This is a genomic window from Bradyrhizobium liaoningense (genome assembly GCF_018130785.1).
Taxonomy (GTDB): Bacteria; Pseudomonadota; Alphaproteobacteria; order Rhizobiales; family Xanthobacteraceae; genus Bradyrhizobium; species Bradyrhizobium liaoningense_A.
Genome location: NZ_JAFCJT010000002.1, coordinates 507,887 through 525,175, shown reverse-complemented (window position 1 = coordinate 525,175; position 17,289 = coordinate 507,887). Strand labels below are relative to the sequence as shown.

General features: G+C 63.1%; 20 protein-coding genes and 1 tRNA gene. 13 read left to right on the top strand and 8 right to left on the bottom strand.

All coding sequences use genetic code 11. The features are described from left to right. Positions 1 to 136: 136 nt before the first annotated feature. The 6 genes from JQ627_RS08135 (at position 137) to JQ627_RS08110 (ending at position 5,721) form a co-directional block, all read left to right on the top strand. Positions 137 to 2,806 carry a glycosyltransferase gene (locus JQ627_RS08135; protein ID WP_212483678.1) on the top strand — a complete coding sequence of 890 codons (2,670 nt, stop codon included), beginning with the start codon at positions 137 to 139 and terminating at the stop codon, positions 2,804 to 2,806. A 328-nt stretch (positions 2,807 to 3,134) separates the two neighbouring features. Then, positions 3,135 to 3,210 (top strand) — tRNA-Lys (locus JQ627_RS08130). Between the two features lie 379 nt (positions 3,211 to 3,589). Then, positions 3,590 to 3,880: a hypothetical protein gene (locus tag JQ627_RS08125; protein ID WP_212483677.1), complete on the top strand. Its 291-nt coding sequence runs from the start codon at positions 3,590 to 3,592 to the stop codon at positions 3,878 to 3,880. Positions 3,881 to 4,054: 174 nt separating this feature from the next. Beyond that, positions 4,055 to 4,327 carry a hypothetical protein gene (locus JQ627_RS08120; RefSeq protein WP_212483676.1) on the top strand — a complete coding sequence of 91 codons (273 nt, stop codon included), beginning with the start codon at positions 4,055 to 4,057 and terminating at the stop codon, positions 4,325 to 4,327. Between the two features lie 927 nt (positions 4,328 to 5,254). Then, on the top strand, positions 5,255 to 5,578 hold the full coding sequence (locus tag JQ627_RS08115; RefSeq protein WP_409363804.1) for a hypothetical protein: 324 nt from the start codon (positions 5,255 to 5,257) through the stop codon (positions 5,576 to 5,578). Then, positions 5,575 to 5,721, top strand: a complete 147-nt coding sequence (locus JQ627_RS08110; RefSeq protein WP_212483675.1) for a hypothetical protein — start codon at positions 5,575 to 5,577, stop codon at positions 5,719 to 5,721. The genes JQ627_RS08115 and JQ627_RS08110 overlap by 4 nt, the downstream gene beginning before the upstream one ends. Positions 5,722 to 5,735: 14 nt before the next feature. Here JQ627_RS08110 and JQ627_RS08105 read toward each other — a convergent pair whose 3' ends face one another. Further along, a complete protein-coding gene (locus JQ627_RS08105) occupies positions 5,736 to 5,972 on the bottom strand; it encodes a hypothetical protein (RefSeq protein WP_212484087.1) in 237 nt (78 codons plus the stop codon). Between the two features lie 1,116 nt (positions 5,973 to 7,088). Next, positions 7,089 to 7,751, bottom strand: a complete 663-nt coding sequence (locus JQ627_RS08100; RefSeq protein WP_212483674.1) for a hypothetical protein — start codon at positions 7,749 to 7,751, stop codon at positions 7,089 to 7,091. Positions 7,752 to 8,031: 280 nt separating this feature from the next. On the opposite strand from JQ627_RS08100, the gene JQ627_RS08095 reads away from it, so the two are divergent. The 3 genes from JQ627_RS08095 (at position 8,032) to JQ627_RS08085 (ending at position 9,601) form a co-directional block, all read left to right on the top strand. Beyond that, the gene (locus JQ627_RS08095; protein ID WP_212483673.1) at positions 8,032 to 8,202 is read left to right on the top strand and encodes a hypothetical protein; all 171 of its coding nucleotides are present in this window, start codon (positions 8,032 to 8,034) and stop codon (positions 8,200 to 8,202) included. A 718-nt stretch (positions 8,203 to 8,920) separates the two neighbouring features. Next, the gene (locus tag JQ627_RS08090; RefSeq protein WP_212483672.1) at positions 8,921 to 9,163 is read left to right on the top strand and encodes a hypothetical protein; all 243 of its coding nucleotides are present in this window, start codon (positions 8,921 to 8,923) and stop codon (positions 9,161 to 9,163) included. Positions 9,164 to 9,337: 174 nt separating this feature from the next. Beyond that, positions 9,338 to 9,601: a hypothetical protein gene (locus tag JQ627_RS08085; RefSeq protein ID WP_409363803.1), complete on the top strand. Its 264-nt coding sequence runs from the start codon at positions 9,338 to 9,340 to the stop codon at positions 9,599 to 9,601. A 522-nt stretch (positions 9,602 to 10,123) separates the two neighbouring features. On the opposite strand, the gene JQ627_RS08080 is transcribed toward JQ627_RS08085, so the two are convergent. From JQ627_RS08080 to JQ627_RS08070, 3 genes are all read right to left on the bottom strand, one after another. Beyond that, on the bottom strand, positions 10,124 to 10,492 hold the full coding sequence (locus JQ627_RS08080) for a hypothetical protein (RefSeq protein WP_212483671.1): 369 nt from the start codon (positions 10,490 to 10,492) through the stop codon (positions 10,124 to 10,126). Between the two features lie 146 nt (positions 10,493 to 10,638). Then, positions 10,639 to 11,031, bottom strand: coding sequence for an NUDIX hydrolase (locus JQ627_RS08075; protein ID WP_212483670.1), 393 nt, complete (start codon positions 11,029 to 11,031; stop codon positions 10,639 to 10,641). A 96-nt stretch (positions 11,032 to 11,127) separates the two neighbouring features. After that, the gene (locus tag JQ627_RS08070; protein WP_409363800.1) at positions 11,128 to 12,207 is read right to left on the bottom strand and encodes an AI-2E family transporter; all 1,080 of its coding nucleotides are present in this window, start codon (positions 12,205 to 12,207) and stop codon (positions 11,128 to 11,130) included. A 169-nt stretch (positions 12,208 to 12,376) separates the two neighbouring features. Between JQ627_RS08070 and JQ627_RS08065 the strand changes: the two genes are divergently transcribed. From JQ627_RS08065 to JQ627_RS08055, 3 genes are all read left to right on the top strand, one after another. Next, positions 12,377 to 12,598, top strand: a complete 222-nt coding sequence (locus JQ627_RS08065; protein ID WP_212483668.1) for a hypothetical protein — start codon at positions 12,377 to 12,379, stop codon at positions 12,596 to 12,598. A 186-nt stretch (positions 12,599 to 12,784) separates the two neighbouring features. Beyond that, entirely contained in the window at positions 12,785 to 13,012 is a 228-nt protein-coding gene (locus JQ627_RS38980) for a hypothetical protein (RefSeq protein WP_249142947.1), read from the top strand. 719 nt (positions 13,013 to 13,731) lie between these two features. Beyond that, positions 13,732 to 15,777: an acetoacetate--CoA ligase gene (locus JQ627_RS08055; RefSeq protein WP_212483666.1), complete on the top strand. Its 2,046-nt coding sequence runs from the start codon at positions 13,732 to 13,734 to the stop codon at positions 15,775 to 15,777. 6 nt (positions 15,778 to 15,783) lie between these two features. On the opposite strand, the gene JQ627_RS08050 is transcribed toward JQ627_RS08055, so the two are convergent. Next, the gene (locus tag JQ627_RS08050; RefSeq protein WP_212483665.1) at positions 15,784 to 15,996 is read right to left on the bottom strand and encodes a hypothetical protein; all 213 of its coding nucleotides are present in this window, start codon (positions 15,994 to 15,996) and stop codon (positions 15,784 to 15,786) included. Positions 15,997 to 16,203: 207 nt separating this feature from the next. On the opposite strand from JQ627_RS08050, the gene JQ627_RS08045 reads away from it, so the two are divergent. Beyond that, positions 16,204 to 16,506 carry a hypothetical protein gene (locus JQ627_RS08045; protein ID WP_011087444.1) on the top strand — a complete coding sequence of 101 codons (303 nt, stop codon included), beginning with the start codon at positions 16,204 to 16,206 and terminating at the stop codon, positions 16,504 to 16,506. Between the two features lie 5 nt (positions 16,507 to 16,511). Here JQ627_RS08045 and JQ627_RS08040 read toward each other — a convergent pair whose 3' ends face one another. Together JQ627_RS08040 and JQ627_RS38975 are read right to left on the bottom strand one after the other, a co-directional pair. Next, the gene (locus JQ627_RS08040) at positions 16,512 to 16,745 is read right to left on the bottom strand and encodes a hypothetical protein (RefSeq protein WP_212483664.1); all 234 of its coding nucleotides are present in this window, start codon (positions 16,743 to 16,745) and stop codon (positions 16,512 to 16,514) included. Between the two features lie 123 nt (positions 16,746 to 16,868). Further along, positions 16,869 to 17,270 carry a hypothetical protein gene (locus JQ627_RS38975; protein ID WP_249142946.1) on the bottom strand — a complete coding sequence of 134 codons (402 nt, stop codon included), beginning with the start codon at positions 17,268 to 17,270 and terminating at the stop codon, positions 16,869 to 16,871. Positions 17,271 to 17,289 lie beyond the last annotated feature (19 nt).

The following is a 17,289-nucleotide window of genomic DNA, read 5'->3' as shown; positions in this document are numbered from 1 at the left end:
TGCCCTCATACGGTCATGAGGCCATGACAGTTGTGAAACCGCGCGGCGGAGGTATGCTCCATTTGCCGCGGACTCGGTCGGATCTCGGGGTCGGATCCGCTTCCCTGCCACCTCAGCCCCTTTTGGTTTAGCCGCGATGCGCGTTGTCGCCGCCGTTCTGTTGCTCGTGTCCGTGCTCCATGCCGGGATCTGGGGAGTCCTGCGCGACAAGGAACCCGCGCCCGACTTCAAAGGCCTGCTGCCCAGCGTCTCCTACGCCCCGTTCGAAGGCGCGGCCCACCCCGACATCGACAACATCCCGACCGTCGAGAAAATCCGCGCCGACCTGAAGACGTTGTCGACGATGACGCGCGCGATCCGTCTCTATTCGTCGACCGGCGGCGTCGAGCTGGTGCCGCCGATCGCGGCCGAGTTTGGCCTCAAGGTCACCGTCGGGGCCTGGATCGACAAGGACAAGGACCGCAACGAGCGCGAGATCAAGGCCGCCATCGAGCTCGCCCGCAAGAACAGCAATGTCGTCGGCGTCGTGGTCGGCAACGAGGTGATCTACCGCGGTGAGCAGAAGGTCGAAGACCTCATCGACATGATCAAGAAGGTCAAGGGCTCGGTCCGCGTGCCCGTCACGACCGGCGAGATCTGGAACATCTGGCGCGACAATCCCGACCTTGCCTCCAACGTCGACTTCATCGCCGCCCACGTGCTGCCCTACTGGGAAAACTTCCGCTCGGACCAGGCGGTCGACCAAGCCGTCGACCGCTACAACCTGTTGCGTAACCTGTTCCCCGGCAAGCGCATCGTGATCGCCGAGTTCGGCTGGCCGAGCCAGGGCTACAATTTGCGCAATGCCGACCCCGGTCCGTTCCAGCAGGCGCTGACCTTGCGCAACTTCGTCAGCCGCGCCGAAGCCATCGGCATGGAATACAACATCGTCGAAGCCATCGATCAGCCCTGGAAATTCTTCGAAGGCGGCGTCGGCCCGTACTGGGGCATCCTCAACGCCAGCCGCGAGCCGAAATTCGCCTGGACCGGCCCGGTGGAAAACCCTGACTATTGGAAGCTGATGGGAATAGCGCTGCTGGTCGGCATCCTCCTGTCGCTGCCGATCCTCCGGCTGGAGCAGCCGACCGCCAAGCAGGCGTTTCTGCTGTCGGCGACCGCCAACGGCGTCGGCGCCTGGGCCGCGACCGTGTTCGCATTCTGGAACGGGCACTATTTCATCTTCGGCTCGGCCTTCGCGCTCACGCTCGGCATGATCCTGCTTGTTCCCCTTGTCCTCATCGCGATGGCGCGCGTCGACGAGATCGCGGCGGTGGCTCTGGGCCGGCCGCCGCAGCGGCTGCTCTCCAAGGGCAAGCCGGTCGAGAACGTTCCCGAGAATTACTACCCGAAGGTCTCGATCCACATCCCCGCCTATTTCGAGCCGGTCGAGATGCTGAAGCAGACGCTCGATGCGCTGTCGCGGCTGAACTATCCGAACTACGAATGCGTCGTCATCATCAACAACACACCCGATCCCGCGTTCTGGCAGCCGATCCAGGACCATTGCCGCGCGCTCGGTGAACGCTTCAAGTTCATCAACGCCGAGAAGGTGCAGGGCTTCAAGGCCGGCGCGCTGCGGATTGCGATGGACCGCACCGCCGTCGATGCCGAGATCATCGGCATCCTCGATGCCGACTATGTCGTCGATCCCGACTGGCTGAAGGACCTCGTGCCTGCTTTCGCCGACCCGCGTGTCGGCCTCGTGCAGGCGCCGCAGGAGCATCGCGACGGCGACCTGTCGATCATGCACTACATCATGAACGGCGAATATGCCGGCTTCTTCGACATCGGCATGGTCCAGCGCAACGAGACCAACGCCATCATCGTGCACGGCACGATGTGCCTGATCCGCCGCGCCGCGATGGACATGGCCGGCGGCTGGTCATCCGACACGATCTGCGAGGACTCGGATCTCGGCCTTGCGATCCAGGAGCTCGGCTGGACCACCCACTACACCAATCACCGCTACGGCCAGGGCCTGCTCCCCGACACCTACGAAGCCTTCAAGAAGCAGCGGCACCGCTGGGCCTATGGCGGCCTCCAGATCGTGAAGAAGCACTGGCGGCACTTCCTGCCCGGCCGCAGCCGGCTGACGCCCGACCAGAAGCGCGAATACGGCCTCGGCTGGCTGAACTGGCTGGGCGCGGAAAGTCTCGGCGTGGTCGTGGCGCTGCTCAACCTCGTCTGGGTGCCGATCGTCGCCTTCGCCGACATCGCCATCCCCGACAAGATCTTGACGCTGCCGATCATCGGCGCCTTCATCGTCTCGCTCGCCCACTTCCTGTCGATGTACCGCGCCCGCGTCGCCATCAAGCCCGGCCAGATGCTGGGCGCGATGATCGCGGCGATGAGCGTGCAGTGGACGGTGTCGCGCGCGGTCGCGCAGGGCCTCATCACCGAGCACATTGCATTCGCGCGCACCTCCAAGGGCGGCCTGTCCCGGATGTCGATCGAGTTCCAGGCATTCTGGGAGGCCGTGATCGGCACCCTGCTGGTGATCGGCGCCGGCGTCCTGATCGCCTCCAACAGCTATCGGCAGATCACCGAGATCTACATCTTCGCGGGCGTCCTGGTGCTGCAGAGCCTGCCGTTCCTGGCCGCCGTCGCGATCGCCATCCTCGAGCTCAGCCGCATCAACTCGTTCCAGTTCTGGCGCGACAGCGCGATCCGCACCGCCGAGCTGATCGGCCTGCGCCCCGTCGCGCTGCCGACCCCCGCCGGCACGCCACAACCGGTGCCGAACGAGGTCCGGCGCGAGGCGAACTGACGGGCCGGACGGGTCCCGGCGCGGGTGAAACCTCCGCGCCGGCAAGCCACCGGCGCTGTTCGGCGTGGATAGCGGCCACCAATCGGGTTGAAAATTCCGGCCTAAGCGGTGGAAACCGCGAGCAAATCCCCGCGCCTGCCAAGAGTTTTGGCCGCCACCCGCGCTATTGACCTCCGCGCCCCATCCCCCTACACAGCGCGGGCCGAAAGCATGATCCGGAAACAGCCGGTTTTTCCCCGCGACGCCAGTTGAGCGTGGCGGCAAGACATGCTTCTCGAAATGACCGAAGACGATGGCGATCGATCTTGAAAGCCATCAGCGGCCATGGGAGCGCGTAGCTCAGCCGGTAGAGCACGTGACTTTTAATCACGGGGTCCTGGGTTCGAGCCCCAGCGCGCTCACCAAGCCAGATCAATAGCCTACGCCAAATCGACCGCCGACCAAAAAAGCCCCCTGTGGGCACTGTGTTGGCAAATCGATTGCCGATCTGAGCGTCGAGGATGGCGGCTCAGTAGTTGCTCGCGATCGACAATAGGCCGGCGCGCTCAAGCGGCAGCACGCCCTCCCCGTCCGATGGCTAGCGCCCCTGACTCTACCGGCGCAAACTGAAGCGGGACCAATGATGGTATCAGCCCTTTTTCCTGCTCTCCTAGGCGGCGGGCCATGGTCGTTACCGCTTCAACCGGCGGCGATGCGTCATCAGCCGTGACCGGACGCCATTCCGATACATTGATGCCGCAATCGGCACGATGTTATGCTGATTGCAGAACCGGGAGTTTCTCGATGCGCAAAATCGCCGCCGCTGTCATGTTCGCCCTGATCGCACAGACCGCATTGGCTCAGGACCATGTTCCAATGTACGGCGAAGAGGCCAAGGCCAAGACCGAGGTCGAGAAGGCGAACGACATTCGGGCCGAGCGCGCCTATCAACGCTCCCTCGGCAATGTTCCCGACCAGAAGGCAGTCGATCCGTGGGGAACTGCCCGCGGCGGCGAAGCGAAGAAGCCGGCCACGCCGGCCAAACCGGTAGTGAAACAGTCGTCCAAGGCCAAGAGCGGCAACACCCCCAACTAGCGAATTCTAAAGTGGGCCGCCAGCGTGAACCGACGGGCCCGGGTCTGTAGCACCTCGAGCCGCCGCTTCCACCTGAATTTGTAGGGCAGATTTTTTTCTAACCTGAGTTAGTTTTTTCCATGCCCAGCGTCGACTACCCCAATTTTTTCTGCGCGAGCGCAAGGGGTCGGCCAGGTGGTTCAACAACTGAGACTGGAGGATTGGGCCTGGCAAATCGCCGCCGACGTGTATCGCTTGAATCTGTATAGCCGACTCACCGGACGAGAGGCCGCGGGGGGCGCCGTATCAGACGAACAGCTTGCCAGAGCAATCCGCGAAAGCTTCACTCAAACAAACGACGCTGCTTATCGAGAAATGGTTGAGTTGGCGACCGATGCCGCTTTATCGGCCTACGATCGCGTCGTCTCACGCAATGTCAAACAGGCGCGCGCTCAACTAGCGAACTAACGGCTAGTCGGCGGATGATGGCTAGCCTGCCACGCAAGAGAAACCGGCCACCTTGTGAGCCGGCGGGGAGTTGACTGAGATTACAATTGGTGTCGCCGGTCGCGGTTAGACCTTATCGGCAATCCTGATCGATTAGAACCGTTCGCTCACTTTTTCAGGACCCCCGCAACTGCTGTTCCAACGGGCGTCGTACTCCTTCTCCAGGCTCGTCAGCATCTCGGCCGAATGAAACACGGCGAACCTCAAATGCTGGTTCTCGAGCTTCGCCCAAACATCGACGGGTTTCAGCTGTTTTCGCCTATATTTCAGGGGATTTGACGCCCACACGAGAAATCGAATCTCGATCAATGCATGACCGCCTCCTCTGCCAGATCCAGGCAGATGCACTCCATGCGCGTGAGATCGTCGATGTCTTGCTGCTGCTGCCCCATGCCACAGGCATCAGACTCGTGATCGGCGCCAGTCGTCGAGCGTCGGTGTTGTCCACACCCACGATGCGCAGTGGCTCACGCGCGTTCCGGAGCCCAAGGGATTGATAATTTGCGAGGGCTTACCGATGCCGCTTTGATCGCGGCATGCCTCGCCCTGCCAGACGCCACACGCCTACTCGCGCCGACGGCCGGCCGGTCAAGATCACCCTGGCTGAGATGCGCGAAATGGGCGTGCACGGCGTCCTGGTCTATTGCGCTGATTACCGATGCAGCCACAGCGTGACCCTGAACGCCGATTGCTGGCCAGACGATCTGCGCCTGTCCGACCTCGAGCCACGTTTCATTTGCCAATCGTGCGGCCGGCGCGGCGCGGACGTCCGGCCGGACTTCAATTGGAACGCAAAGAGGCCTATCGGCGGCATGGGCTATCGGTCGCCACTTAAAGACGGCCCCGGCCATGGGGGCTTTTGAGGTATGGAGGCCGGGGCCGTTGGAGGTGCTTGGACCTTTGGGAAGGCAAAGCCTCGTAAGCCTAGGAAGAATCGGCTATCAGCACTGTTCGCTTCCCTACATTGGTTACAGGTTCCATCGGCTGCTCGACGCCGGCGAGTTCATCGCCACGCTGCCGAAGAAAGGGCACGCCGCGCCGGCATGGCAAGCGGCGATGGAAGCCTTGATCCTGGTGGCGGAAGGTGGCGGCCCGACGGTGATTGCGCGGATCGGAGTCATGCGCGCTGTGAACCGCCACTACGTCCCGGAGTTTAACCCCAAGGGAAAAGAACCGCATTGGGGCCGGCGCAAGCTGAAGAGGGATCAATGACCGTCTTCGTGTACGTCAATACGGCCAGGCAGGTGGGCGACATCGAGCACATCAAGATTTTCGCAACGGTGGACGCCGCGGAACGATGGTTCGAGGAGAACGACCCGGAGGGCGTCGCCTTCGAATACGATGTGATCGAGTGATGTGGAACGGATAATCAGCGCCACATCGTTGGTGGGTTCAGGGCCTTGCGCCCCGCCGCTTTCAACGCGTCGGTTGAGATCTGGCCATGTGCCGCGGCATCGAGCAGCTTCGAAGCAACGTACGCTCTGGCGCCCGTCTCGCTTACGGGAATATTTTCGCAAACTTCATCGAGCACTGCCCTGAGCAGCGCAGTCATTTCAGCATCAAACACGCCGAACTCCCGAAATTGAGAAGATGCTGAACGCTGCACAAGCGGAATATGTTCGCTTGGCAGCGTTCGCCGCGTATTCCGGTCTGGGCTCTGAAATCCCAGCGCCCGCCAAACTGGCACCTGTCTGTCAAAGTAATGTGACAGCTTCAAAGGCTAGCCAGCTTGACCCGGAGGCTTGCCGGGCCGGCCGCGACTGCCCGGCCTCGACGCGCCAAGCGCAGAAGACTGGTGCGTGCGGAGCAAGCTCCTGATGCGCGGAGGGGCAAAGGCTATGGAGTGTTGGCCCGCCGGTTTACAACCTTGGGGAAAACGCTCCCTAGGTCAGTCCGGCTGCATTTTCCGAATCGCCTCCCTGTGCTCGCTCATCCAATATTTCGGTTGCGGGAGTGCGGGTTTGAGCCAGTTTTTATCAGTGCTGTTGTTGGTGACGGCTGTGACGTTGACCCTGTGTTTTGGGGTGGCAGCTTGGCGTCAATCCGCCGGCAGAGATGTCGATATCACCGCAACGATTCCGCATCAGGAAACCGGCTGGCGAGCGAGGCCCAGCAACTAAGACCCTTGCGTAGCATTCATGGCAGGGTCACGACGCTGCCGAGCGCCGACATTTTAGCGGCTCAGTCGGCGGCCCTCGCCCTGATGGGAACGACTCTCCAATCGAGTGATTGAGATAGTGGTCTGTGGCGCGATACCCGGCCACTCTGGGATTGTGCCATCCACCCGGAACGGCCCATCGTCCGACGCGCGCATTTGGCGATGGGCCGGTTCTCGCCGGCAGCCTGGCTACCCTACGGGAAGGCAGCGCTAGGTCGCTTCTCCCAAGCCCCGCGAATGTCGGCTACCGAACAGACAGTTCCGATTGGAGCAGGCAGACTGCCGTGATCCGGGATTTTGCATCACCCTCCCGGGGCTGGAACAACGTCGCCCGCCTTATTGCAAGCGGGCGACGTTGTTGTTTGTGGGCCCTCGTTTTCCACACCCACGGCCCGCAGCAACCCGGCGCGGTCCCGAACTACCGGGAATCGATAATTTGCCGAGCGCGCCCGCCGCCGCTTTCACGGCGGCATGCGACCCCAGGAGATCGGCTTCGGCGAGATGGGCATCCGGGCCGTCCTGATCTATTGCGCGGACCATCGCTGCGGCCACAACGACGTGCCGTCAGCTTTCCGGGGCCGACACTGTAGCCGGCACACTCAGCGGCGCTCCTCCAACCGAAACAGGCCCCACGGATTTCGACTGCCGAGCCATCCGCTTGCGCATCGCTGCGGACAGTCCATAGCGAGCATTCGCTCTTCGAATGGAGGATGTGACGTCCGACATCATTGCGTTTTGCAGCGAGTCGACCTTCGCAATGAGCGTGGAGAGCTGCGAAGATATCTTCTTCACATCGACCCGTTCGTCCGTGATGCTCTGCCGCAGAGAAAGGAGCACCATCGAATCCTGCTGCAGCAGAGCGGCATTTTGCTGCAATGAGTAATTGTTCTCCTGCAGCGAAGCCGTGTGTTGCTGCTGGGCCGACTGAATATCCTTCAAGGCAGCGACAACCGGATCCGGTTTTGGCGCGGAAGCTTCCCGACGCGGAAACAGGTCCGCCAGACCACCGACATTCGGCGACGGAAAATCAGACGGCAATGTATAGATGGCCGCCGCGCCGTTGATGGCCAGGGCACACACCGACAGCGCCAGGACCGATTTCCGGCCGGACCGCTTGGTCGGTGCTGGAGCTTCCGGGGCTGCGGGTTCAGGTGCCGCAGCTGCGAGCGCGAGGGCTGCGGGATCGAATTGTTCGACGAGGCCTTGCGCTTCCGATGTCGTGGTCATGTGGATTGACCTCAAATGAGCGAGCAAAGGGAAGCCGTCGCCGGAACGTCCTCGCGACAGCTCCTCTACGCAGCACCCATCTACACAACTGCCTAAAATTGTAGGCTTTTCTGCTTAATTCCACGTTAGCGATGTAGCCGCCTGGCAGGCCGGGGCACCCCGGTCGAGTACGGGGTTTATGCGATGGAACTGGTCATGGGGCAGCCTGCTTCGAAGCGCGACGAAGCCGGGAGACAACGCCCTCAAATGGTGTAAGATTCAGGGAAACGGGAGGAACGGCATGTTTGAAATCAGCGGTTTCGACACGGCAGGCATCGTCAGCCTCAAGCGGCTGTCACTCACGGCCGCCCTCAAGAAGGCCAGAGAGCTTGTCGAAGACGGGTGCTGGGACGTTCAGATCGTTGATCCGACTGGGCGCGTACACACTTCGTTTGAAGAGCAGGCCGCTTAGCCGCGCCGCATTCACTCCCCAGAAAACTCAGCCCGCTCGTCAGATCGCACTTTGCGAACTCTGGGCGTTGCGCTGATCGAAATGAAAACCCCAGCGCCCGGTAGGGAGCGCTGGGGCGTTTTCAAAATATCAATCGGTAAAGCAATGAAGCCTTCATAGCAGCGGTCTCGAACAGCAACTGTGAACTGGTTCACACTATTTCGCCGGTTTTTGCATATCCGCGTCTGACGGCCTCTCCGGATGGTGGCAGTGCCCGCCGACAACGCAACCGATCCGCTATCCGCCGCGGCCAACATTGGACGAAGCACTATTCAGCCATCGCTGCGTTGCTTCATCGCTCCAGCCGGGGACCGCGAAGCGCGCCCGAGGATTTACGTCCGCGCCGGAACGATCAACCGCGGGATAGCGCGGATGATGTATGCGGGAGCGATGCGCGGTTGCAGCGTTTGCGGCAGTGCACAGGACGATCAATAGACCAACGGCCAGAACAGAGCGCATCGTATCGGTTCCAATCGAGCAAATGCCCGGGGCTGATGTGATGCGCCAACCGTTCCGCCGCAATCTGACGCGGCTTCACAGCCAAGAGAGGCAAGCGTGAAGGCAACGCGCTTGCAGCGGCACGACCAGCCCTCAACCCCGCGCGCCGCACCGTTGCCAATCAACTCGTTTGGGAGCACGCTCGCTTCAGGCGCCTAAGACGCCGCACGGGGAGAAGCACATGAAGGAACCGGGCCTGGACGGTCGCCACCGGGACAAGGATGGCGCGATCAGCAAGAAGCACGGCAACACGCTGGTTGGTACCCTGCGCAAGATCTATGGAAAAGGGTTTGCGGCCGGTTATCCGGATGCGACTGAGCTCAGTGAGGTCCTGTCTCAGCTCAACGAGACATCGTTGAGCCAGTTGCGCCGCGATCACGACACCGGCCATCTCGGGCACAAGATCAGCCACGCGTCGAAGTGACAACCGTAAGCAGGGACGTCATGACGTCCCCCATCTCACCCTCCTTGCTTTCGGCAGAGTGCTACGATCGATCAGACAGGCTGTGACAGACGTCACGCTTGAGAGCCGCGGATTCGGATCGTCGGCAGCGCGTGCCGCATTTGCCGTTTGAGCGCCGACAAACCGCGCGCTAGCATGAGCCTTTTTCGAGAGGCTCATTTGAGAACAATCATTTTGATCGCTGCCATCGCGCTCCTTGCAACCGCCCCCGCCCGCGCGCAGGCGCTCGTCGATCCCAACAAGGTTGCTCCCGAATATCGCGAGGCGGCCGAGAAGCGCCGGGCCGAGCAGATCCGGCAGCGCGAATGCGCGCTCAAGGCGGATCTCGACAAGGTGCTGCTGAGGGATCGCACCGACTTTCTGAATCATTGCCTGGCGGCGCTGGCCGCCAAGCAGTAGCGGCGGATCAATCAACGCTGACACCTGCGCCTGCCGCCTGATGCGGTGGGCCGATCATGTCCGGTCGCGCGTTCCGCGAGCGCTGCTGCATGCTCGCGCAAGTTGCACCGGGCACGTCAAAACCCAACGGTCAACCCACCTGACCATTCAGACTTTCTTCAGATCTTTGGGCTCACGTGGTGATCCATTTCCAATGATCATTGTTGTCCGCGCATGAGCTCGGTCCAGATTCAGTGCACGCGGTGCAAGGGTGTGTTTCGCGATCGCGCCGGGCGATTGCAGGACGGCTATTCCAGGCAATGTCCGAGTTGCGAGGTGGTGTTGTTCTTCGCCGAGGACTCCCAACACCCCTTTGTCAAACGCGCGATGCGCGATGCGCGCAAGGTCCGCAAGCAGTTGCACGAGGCCGAAGCGGCGAGGATATCGGCCCCGGAAACGGCCGCGGGACCTTCACGGTCGTTCACTGGAAGAGCGCGCCCGCAGGGCCGATCAGACTAAAGCCCGTAGCGAAATTCCTCAGCCTCAGTACCGGCGATAATAATTCTCTGGCCGATCCTGGAATTGCAGTGGGACCGTCCCGTTCGGATAGCAAAGACTGTCGCGGATATCGAGATCGGCGCCGTGGCCGCACGGTACCGGACGCCGACGGGCCCCATAGTATGGCCGCTGCCCCTGATAGTACCCCTGAAACGCCGCCATGTCTTCGTGGCGCAGATAGCCGTTGGGATAGCACATGCCATCGCGGGCGCTCAGGTCCCAATGGTCGCCACACGGCGGCGGATGCCGCGGCACGCCGCGATACTGCACCTCGAGCGGACGCTCGACAGTTGCGGCCGGCACCGGTGCGCCAGCGTGAAGAGCAAGGATCGTGGCGATCGTGGCTATCAACATGGTGAGTTTCCTTCTGACAGCAGAACGATGGCCGGGTCGCACTGAATGCCACATGAACGTTGGAGCAGCCCAGCGACGGTCACCGTCGCGCTGCGGACCAGCGAGCGATTTGTCGCACCCGCGCCGCGAAGACGCGGCCGTCCTCCTCACCGGCGCGGCGGCTTCCTCGGAAACAGCCGATCGCGGATGTAGCGCGAGGTCGGCGTCAGGCGGATGCCGCGCGGCTTCTGCCAGGCGGCGCGGTCGAGCTCCTTCTTGTCGCCGATCGCGAGCCTCCCCTTGGCGCCTTTGGCGATGAAGATCGCGTCGCTCATCTTGCGACCGGAGCGCTTATTCCTGGCCTTCACTTCCTTCCAGAGGCTGATCCTGCCGAGCTTCAGCTTGGGCAACTCCTCCTTGATCTCCCGCCGCAGGCAGTCCTTGTCGGACTCGCGCGCGCGCTTTCGTCCGCCCGGGAACATCCACAGGCCGTCCGATCGCCGTCTGACCAACAAAACCTTGCCGCGCCTTGCGGCAACCAGCTTGGAAGACTTCGCCATTGCTGCCGTAGATCGAAAACAGAATCGCCCCATCGTAACTTGTCTAGTTGAATAGACAAGTTCGCGGGCGCCTTGACCACAGCCCGTCCGGGAAGTTCAGCTTTCGCCCGCCGCCGCGCGGTCCTCGGTCCTGATCCAGGCCATCATCATCTCCCAGGCCACCGACAGGATGATCGGCCCGATGAACAGGCCGACGATGCCGTGGGCGAGCGTGCCGCCGATCACGCCGACGAAGATCACGATGGTGGGCGTGGTGAGGCCGCGCCCCATCACCAGCGGCTTCAACATCGTGTCGATGAAGCCGACGAGGACGAGAAACACGGTGAGCGCCAGCGCTGTGGTGACGTCCTTGGCGGTCCAGATCCAGATGATCACCGGCAGCAGCACGAGGAAGGCGCCGATCTGAACGATCGAGAGCAGCAGGACGATGAAGGCGAGCAGGCCCGCGCTCGGCACGGCGGCGAGCTTGAAGCCGATGCCGGCAAGCAGCGCCTGCACGATCGCGACGCCGATCACGCCTTGCGCCACGGCGCGGATGGTGGCGCCCGCAAGCTCCAGGAAATGTTCGCTCTGCTCGGGCACGATGCGGAACAGGAAGCCGCGGCCGGCCGCAACCAGCCGCGGCCCATGCGGAAACAGGAAGCCGGCGACGAACACCGAGACCAGAAACTGGAGCGTGCCGAGGCTCGCATCGCCCGCAAGCGACAACAAGGGTCCGGCCAGCGGCTGGAGATAGGGCGCGACCTCGCGCAGCACCGCACGTATGTTGTTGTAGGCCTGATCCCAGAGATCAAAGAGCCAAGGGCCGACCACCGGCCACGACTTGAGCTGCTCCGGCGCCGACTGCAGCGCGAGGTCGCCGGTGCCGAGCTGCTTCGCCAGCTCGCGCGCACCGTCCACCGCGCTGAGGCCGAGCCAGGTCGCCGGGCCGATGACGATGCCGAGCGTGATCAGGGTGAGGATCGCGGCCGCGGTCTTCGGGCGGCCGCCGAGGATCTTGGCGACCCAGCTGAAGGCCGGATAGAACGCGACCGCGAGCACGGCGCTCCAGGCCAGGATCGGCACGAACGGGCGGATGATCAGGAAGGTCCAGATGATCAGCAGGCCAAGCAGGCCGACCCGGATCAGGAGCTGGATGATGTCCTCTCCCGTCAGGAGCTGACGGAGACTTTTCACGGGCACGCCTTTCCTTGCGGCATTGACGCGGGTTCCGGCACTTGCGCGGCCCAGCGTTATTGCCAGCCGCGCATCCGGCGTCAAGACGACCGGGTCGGCGGCCCCTCCCCGCCAGGACGCCCCGGCGCTGGAATTAGGAACGCTTCGGCCCAAGGCGCATTCCGAGACGATGCAGCGCCGCCCCAGAGAGCCAGATCGACATGAGGGGATTCATCGCGGCGTCCGTTTCTCGCTCAAGCGGAACGCCGCGCCGGGCTATTGGCGCTACGCCTATGCCTTCGGCGACAGGGTCGTCTCTGGGCGCGTGCAAGGCAGGTTGCCGCTCCTGGCCATCAGGCGCGTGCAGATGCGCATCGACCGCGACATGCGGGGTGGCCGGACCGACGGCTGATCCTTCCGGCACGACTGGGGCCGCTGGAAGTGCTGCCGGCGGCGATTTGGGCTGACCGGCGCTGCTGCACGCTTGCACGCGGGGTTTGGCTAACGACCATTAACCAGATTTCCACGCGCCGATTTACGCGGCTGCAAAGGCACGCACCTACCCTTCCCACAACGCATCCAAGAACACTGACGTGCAATGGCCAACAGCATCTGGACGACCGAAGAATTCACCTGCGCGGGTTGCAGCATGAACTACACCGCGACGCGGGAAGCGCACAGCGAAGCCCACACCGGCAGCTTCAAATGCAGCATCTGCAGCGGCGTGGTGCACACCTGGTCTGGGAAGCACCACTTCTTCGGCTGGTCGGCAGTGAAGACAAAGCCGCCGGTGTTCGGGAGACGATGGGCGGGAGTGGGTTGGTAGGCCGAGGCAAGGTTCTCACTGCCGTTGCCCGGATTGTGCCTCGCTCCATCCGGGCTACGAAACCCCATCGCCACTCTCGCCGTCATTGCGAGGAGCTCTTGCGACGAAGCAATCCAGAGCTTCTCCGCGGAAAGATTCTGGATTGCTTCGCTGCGCTCGCAATGACGATGCTGAAGCAACGACGCATAATGCATCGACGGAGCTCGCGGTGACACCTTGCCCGTCGTCGGGCAAGACACTTCACGCAAAACTCCCAATGCGATTGTCAGCCCTACCGCTGCGGCGGAAATAGCGATCCTTTGATCATGGCAACTGCTACGGTATAAAAAACCCGCGGCAGGTTTCCCCGCGCGGGTGTTACGAATTTCCGATGATGCCACTCTGCCAGTGTTTTGCCCGACGTGTCAAATCCGGACGAGGCGATGCGTCGCGCCGTCGAGATATCGGTAGGCCGTTCGCGTTGGACAAGTCCGAAAAAGACCTGCTTGGCACCAACTGAAAATGACGAATGCATTCAATACCCCCGCTACTGTGCATGGGGTTGTTTTTCAGCTTTTACTTTGAGGGCGTTTGAACGCCAGCTTCAGCGCCGGCCGCGCGGCATCGGGCCGGGATCGGCGGCGAGCGCTTTGCCGTGACGCAGGGATGAGGAACTGACGCTTCTGCTGCGCCGAGACACCGGATAAACTCCCCCTCTCCGCAACTGAAGCCGACATGCAATGACCGCACCCTTCGTTCCCCAGATCGCCCTCTACCGCAACTGGCTCGCCGCGCAGCGTGGCCTCTCCTTCGCGGACTATGAGGAGATGCGGCAGTGGTCGGTGCGCGATCTCGACGGCTTCTGGCGCAGCATCTGGGACTATTACGATCTGCAATCGCCGACGCCGTTTGCAGCCGTGATGACTGAGCGCAAGATGCCGGGCGCGGTGTGGTTTCCCGGCGCGCAGGTGAACTATGCGCGGCAGGTGTTCCGGCATGTCGAGGCCGCCGATGCCGCCGGCCTGTCCGCGATCATCAGTGCAGGCGAGGACGGCAAGCTCAGCGAAACGAGCTGGCCGGAGCTGCGGCGCAAGGCGGCGGCGCTGGCGCTGCATCTGAAGGACAGGGGCATCAAGCCCGGCGACCGGATCGCTGCCTACCTGCCCAACATCCCCGAAACCATCATCGCATTTCTGGCGAGCGCCAGCATTGGCGCGGTCTGGAGCGTCTGCGCGCCTGACATGGCCGCGCCCGCCGTGATTGACCGCTTCAAGCAGATCGAGCCGAAAGTGCTGATCGCCTGCGACGCCGTCACCTATGCCGGCCGCCGGCACGACCGCAAAGACGTCGTCGCGGAGCTGCGGCGATCGCTGCCGACGGTCGAGCACGTCATCCTGCACAGCGAGGCCGCACCCGCAACGCCGGACGCTTTGCTCGCCGGCATCGTCGCAAGGACAGGCGCCGCGATCGACGCGTTCGAGCCGGCCTGGCTGCCGTTCGATCATCCGCTCTGGATCGTCTATTCCAGCGGCACCACCGGCCTGCCGAAGCCAATCGTGCACGGCCATGGCGGCATCGTCATCGTGGTGCTGGCGCTGCTGGGCCTGCACAACGACCTCGGCTGCTCCTACCACGAGAACTCGTTCGGCGAGCGCTATCACTGGTACAGCTCGACCGGTTGGATCATGTGGAATTCGCAGGTCGGCGGCCTGCTCAGCGGTACCACCTGCTGCATCTTCGACGGCAGTCCCGGCGGCGCCAGGGACAAGCCGGACTGGACCACGCTGTGGCGGTTCGTGGCGCAGTCGAAAGCGACCTTCTTCGGCGCGGGCGCGGCGTTCTTCGCCAACTGCGCCAAGGCCGAGGTCGATCTCACTGCGGCCGGCGACCTTTCGCGGCTGCGCTGCCTCGGCTCGACCGGCTCGCCGCTCAGCGCCGACACGCAAGCCTGGTTCAACGAACGGTTCGCCGCGCTGTCGAAGACCAACGGCAGCAAGGCGCAGGCCGATATTTGGTGGGCGAACATTTCCGGCGGCACCGATTTCGCCGGTGCCTTCATCGGCGGCAACCGCGAATTGCCGCAGACGCCCGGCGCGATGCAGTGCCGCCTGCTCGGTGCGGCGGTCGAAGCCTTCAGCGAACAGGGCCGCGCCGTCATCGACGAGGTCGGCGAACTCGTCTGCACCGAACCGATGCCGTCGATGCCGCTCTACTTCTGGAACGACAAGGGCGACGTGCGCTATCGCTCCAGCTATTTCGAGACCTATCCGGACAATTTCGACGGCAGCGGCCGCGGGCCGGTGTGGCGGCACGGCGACTGGCTCAAGGTCAATCCGGACGGCTCCTGCGTCATCTATGGCCGCAGCGATGCGACCATCAACCGGCACGGCCTGCGCATGGGCACCAGCGAGCTCTATTCCGCGATCGAAGCGCTGCCGGAGGTGCTCGACAGCCTCGTCGTCGACCTCGAATATCTCGGCCGCGACAGCTACATGCCGCTGTTCGTGGTGCTGCGCGAGGGCACAGCGCTCGACGCCACGATGCAGGCCAGGATCAACAAGGCGATCGAGGCCGGCCTGTCACGCCGCTTCCTGCCGAACGAGATCTTCGCCGTCGCCGAGATCCCGCGCACGCTCTCCGGAAAGAAGCAGGAGCTGCCCATCAAGAAGCTCTTGCTCGGCCAGCCTGTCGAGAAGGTCATCAACAAGGAGGCGATGGCCAATCCCGCCTGCCTCGACTGGTATCTCGCCTTCGCCCGCGACTATCTCGCCCGAACCGCGGCGTAGCTTCGATCAACCGCCGCCGAAATTGGAGGGATCGAGATTCCTGTTCTCTGACGGCGGAATCGGCGGCTGCCCGGGAAATTTGTACCAGCCGGGCGGCACCGGCGCGTCCTCGGGCAGAGGGACAGCGACGTGATGGCGCGGGCGGGCATGATGCGCCGGCGCGGCAGCCGCCGCGGCGCATGTTGCAATCAAGAGGACCAAAGCCAGGACAGACCGCATCGTACGTACTCCAGAAGTCCACCCGGGCTGCCATGTGGTGCGGGAACCACGCCGGGACGATGCATCGCAACGTCACGATGTCTCACATAGACGGCATCGCTGCTGCCAGGAGACGCCAGAGATCAACCCAATTGCGCCAATGGCGTTTGGATTCCGTTCACCGATCGCCGCTAGATCAGGATGGATCCTCCGCGACGAACAGCAGCTATGGCCGACCTCAACGCCGTCCTCACCAGGCTCAACGACCGTCTGCTCCGCCTCGAAGGCGAGCTGTTCGTGCTGCGCTCGCTGGCGCGCGCGACGCTGACGGCCGGCGACGACCATGCAGCGCGCATGCGCAAGCTGGTCGAGGCGGCAAAGGTCGCGCTCGACGACGAGGCAAAACGTGAGCTCGACAAGCCGACGCGCAAATATGTCGATGCGGCAACCGCGCTGGTGGAGGAGCTGCTGGTGGAGCCGACCCCGGCACGGCCGCTGTTTACCGTCATCGACGGCGGCCGGCGCGACTGAGCGCGTCAGATCGGACGCGTCCCGAGGGAATCCGCGGACTCGGCCTTCAGCCGGCTGAGCCCCTCCTCGATGATCGCGATCTCCTCATCGATCTTGCCGATCGGCAGGCTGAAATCGTAGCCGGACCTGCTCTTCAGGTCGACCGCGAGCCGCTGCCTGTGCATCATCAGCTCGTCGAGGCCGCGGCGGTTCTTCAGTCGCACATAGGCGTCGACGATCTGCTCAATTGCGCTCGGCATGAAATCGGTCCCGGCAAAAAAGCCCGCGCGGCGCACCCACGCCGGCGGGACATTTTTGGTGTCGCGGTACGCAATACAAATCCGCGACGGATTCGTCGATACGACAGGCAGATTGAGAACGCGTTACCGTTTGATGATTTCGCGATGGCCGGCATGAAAAAGCCGCTGGCGATCACGCGCCAGCGGCCAAAAGCCGGGTTCGAAAACGGGTTCGGAATGAAATTTGGCCAGCCCCGGTTCGTGTATTCTAACGGCAACAGGAGGCTCCTTCTGCTCAAAATGAAACAGAGGAACCGACGAGTACATCATTTGCCGTCGATCGTGGCCGCGCAGCAACGCTAGTCCGTGACGCAAAAATATTTGCGCGGCAGCCTGCGACAGGCGCTGTAGCGGTAGTACGGCCGGTAGGCGTGCGCGATCGAGCGCGGGCGGCTCCGCGCCGTAATAGGCACCGTGGTAGAAATTATAGACCGGTCCCTCGGCGCAACGACAGGCATCCCACGTCGGACCGATGAAGGGCGCCACCCCGACCTCGGGCGGGACC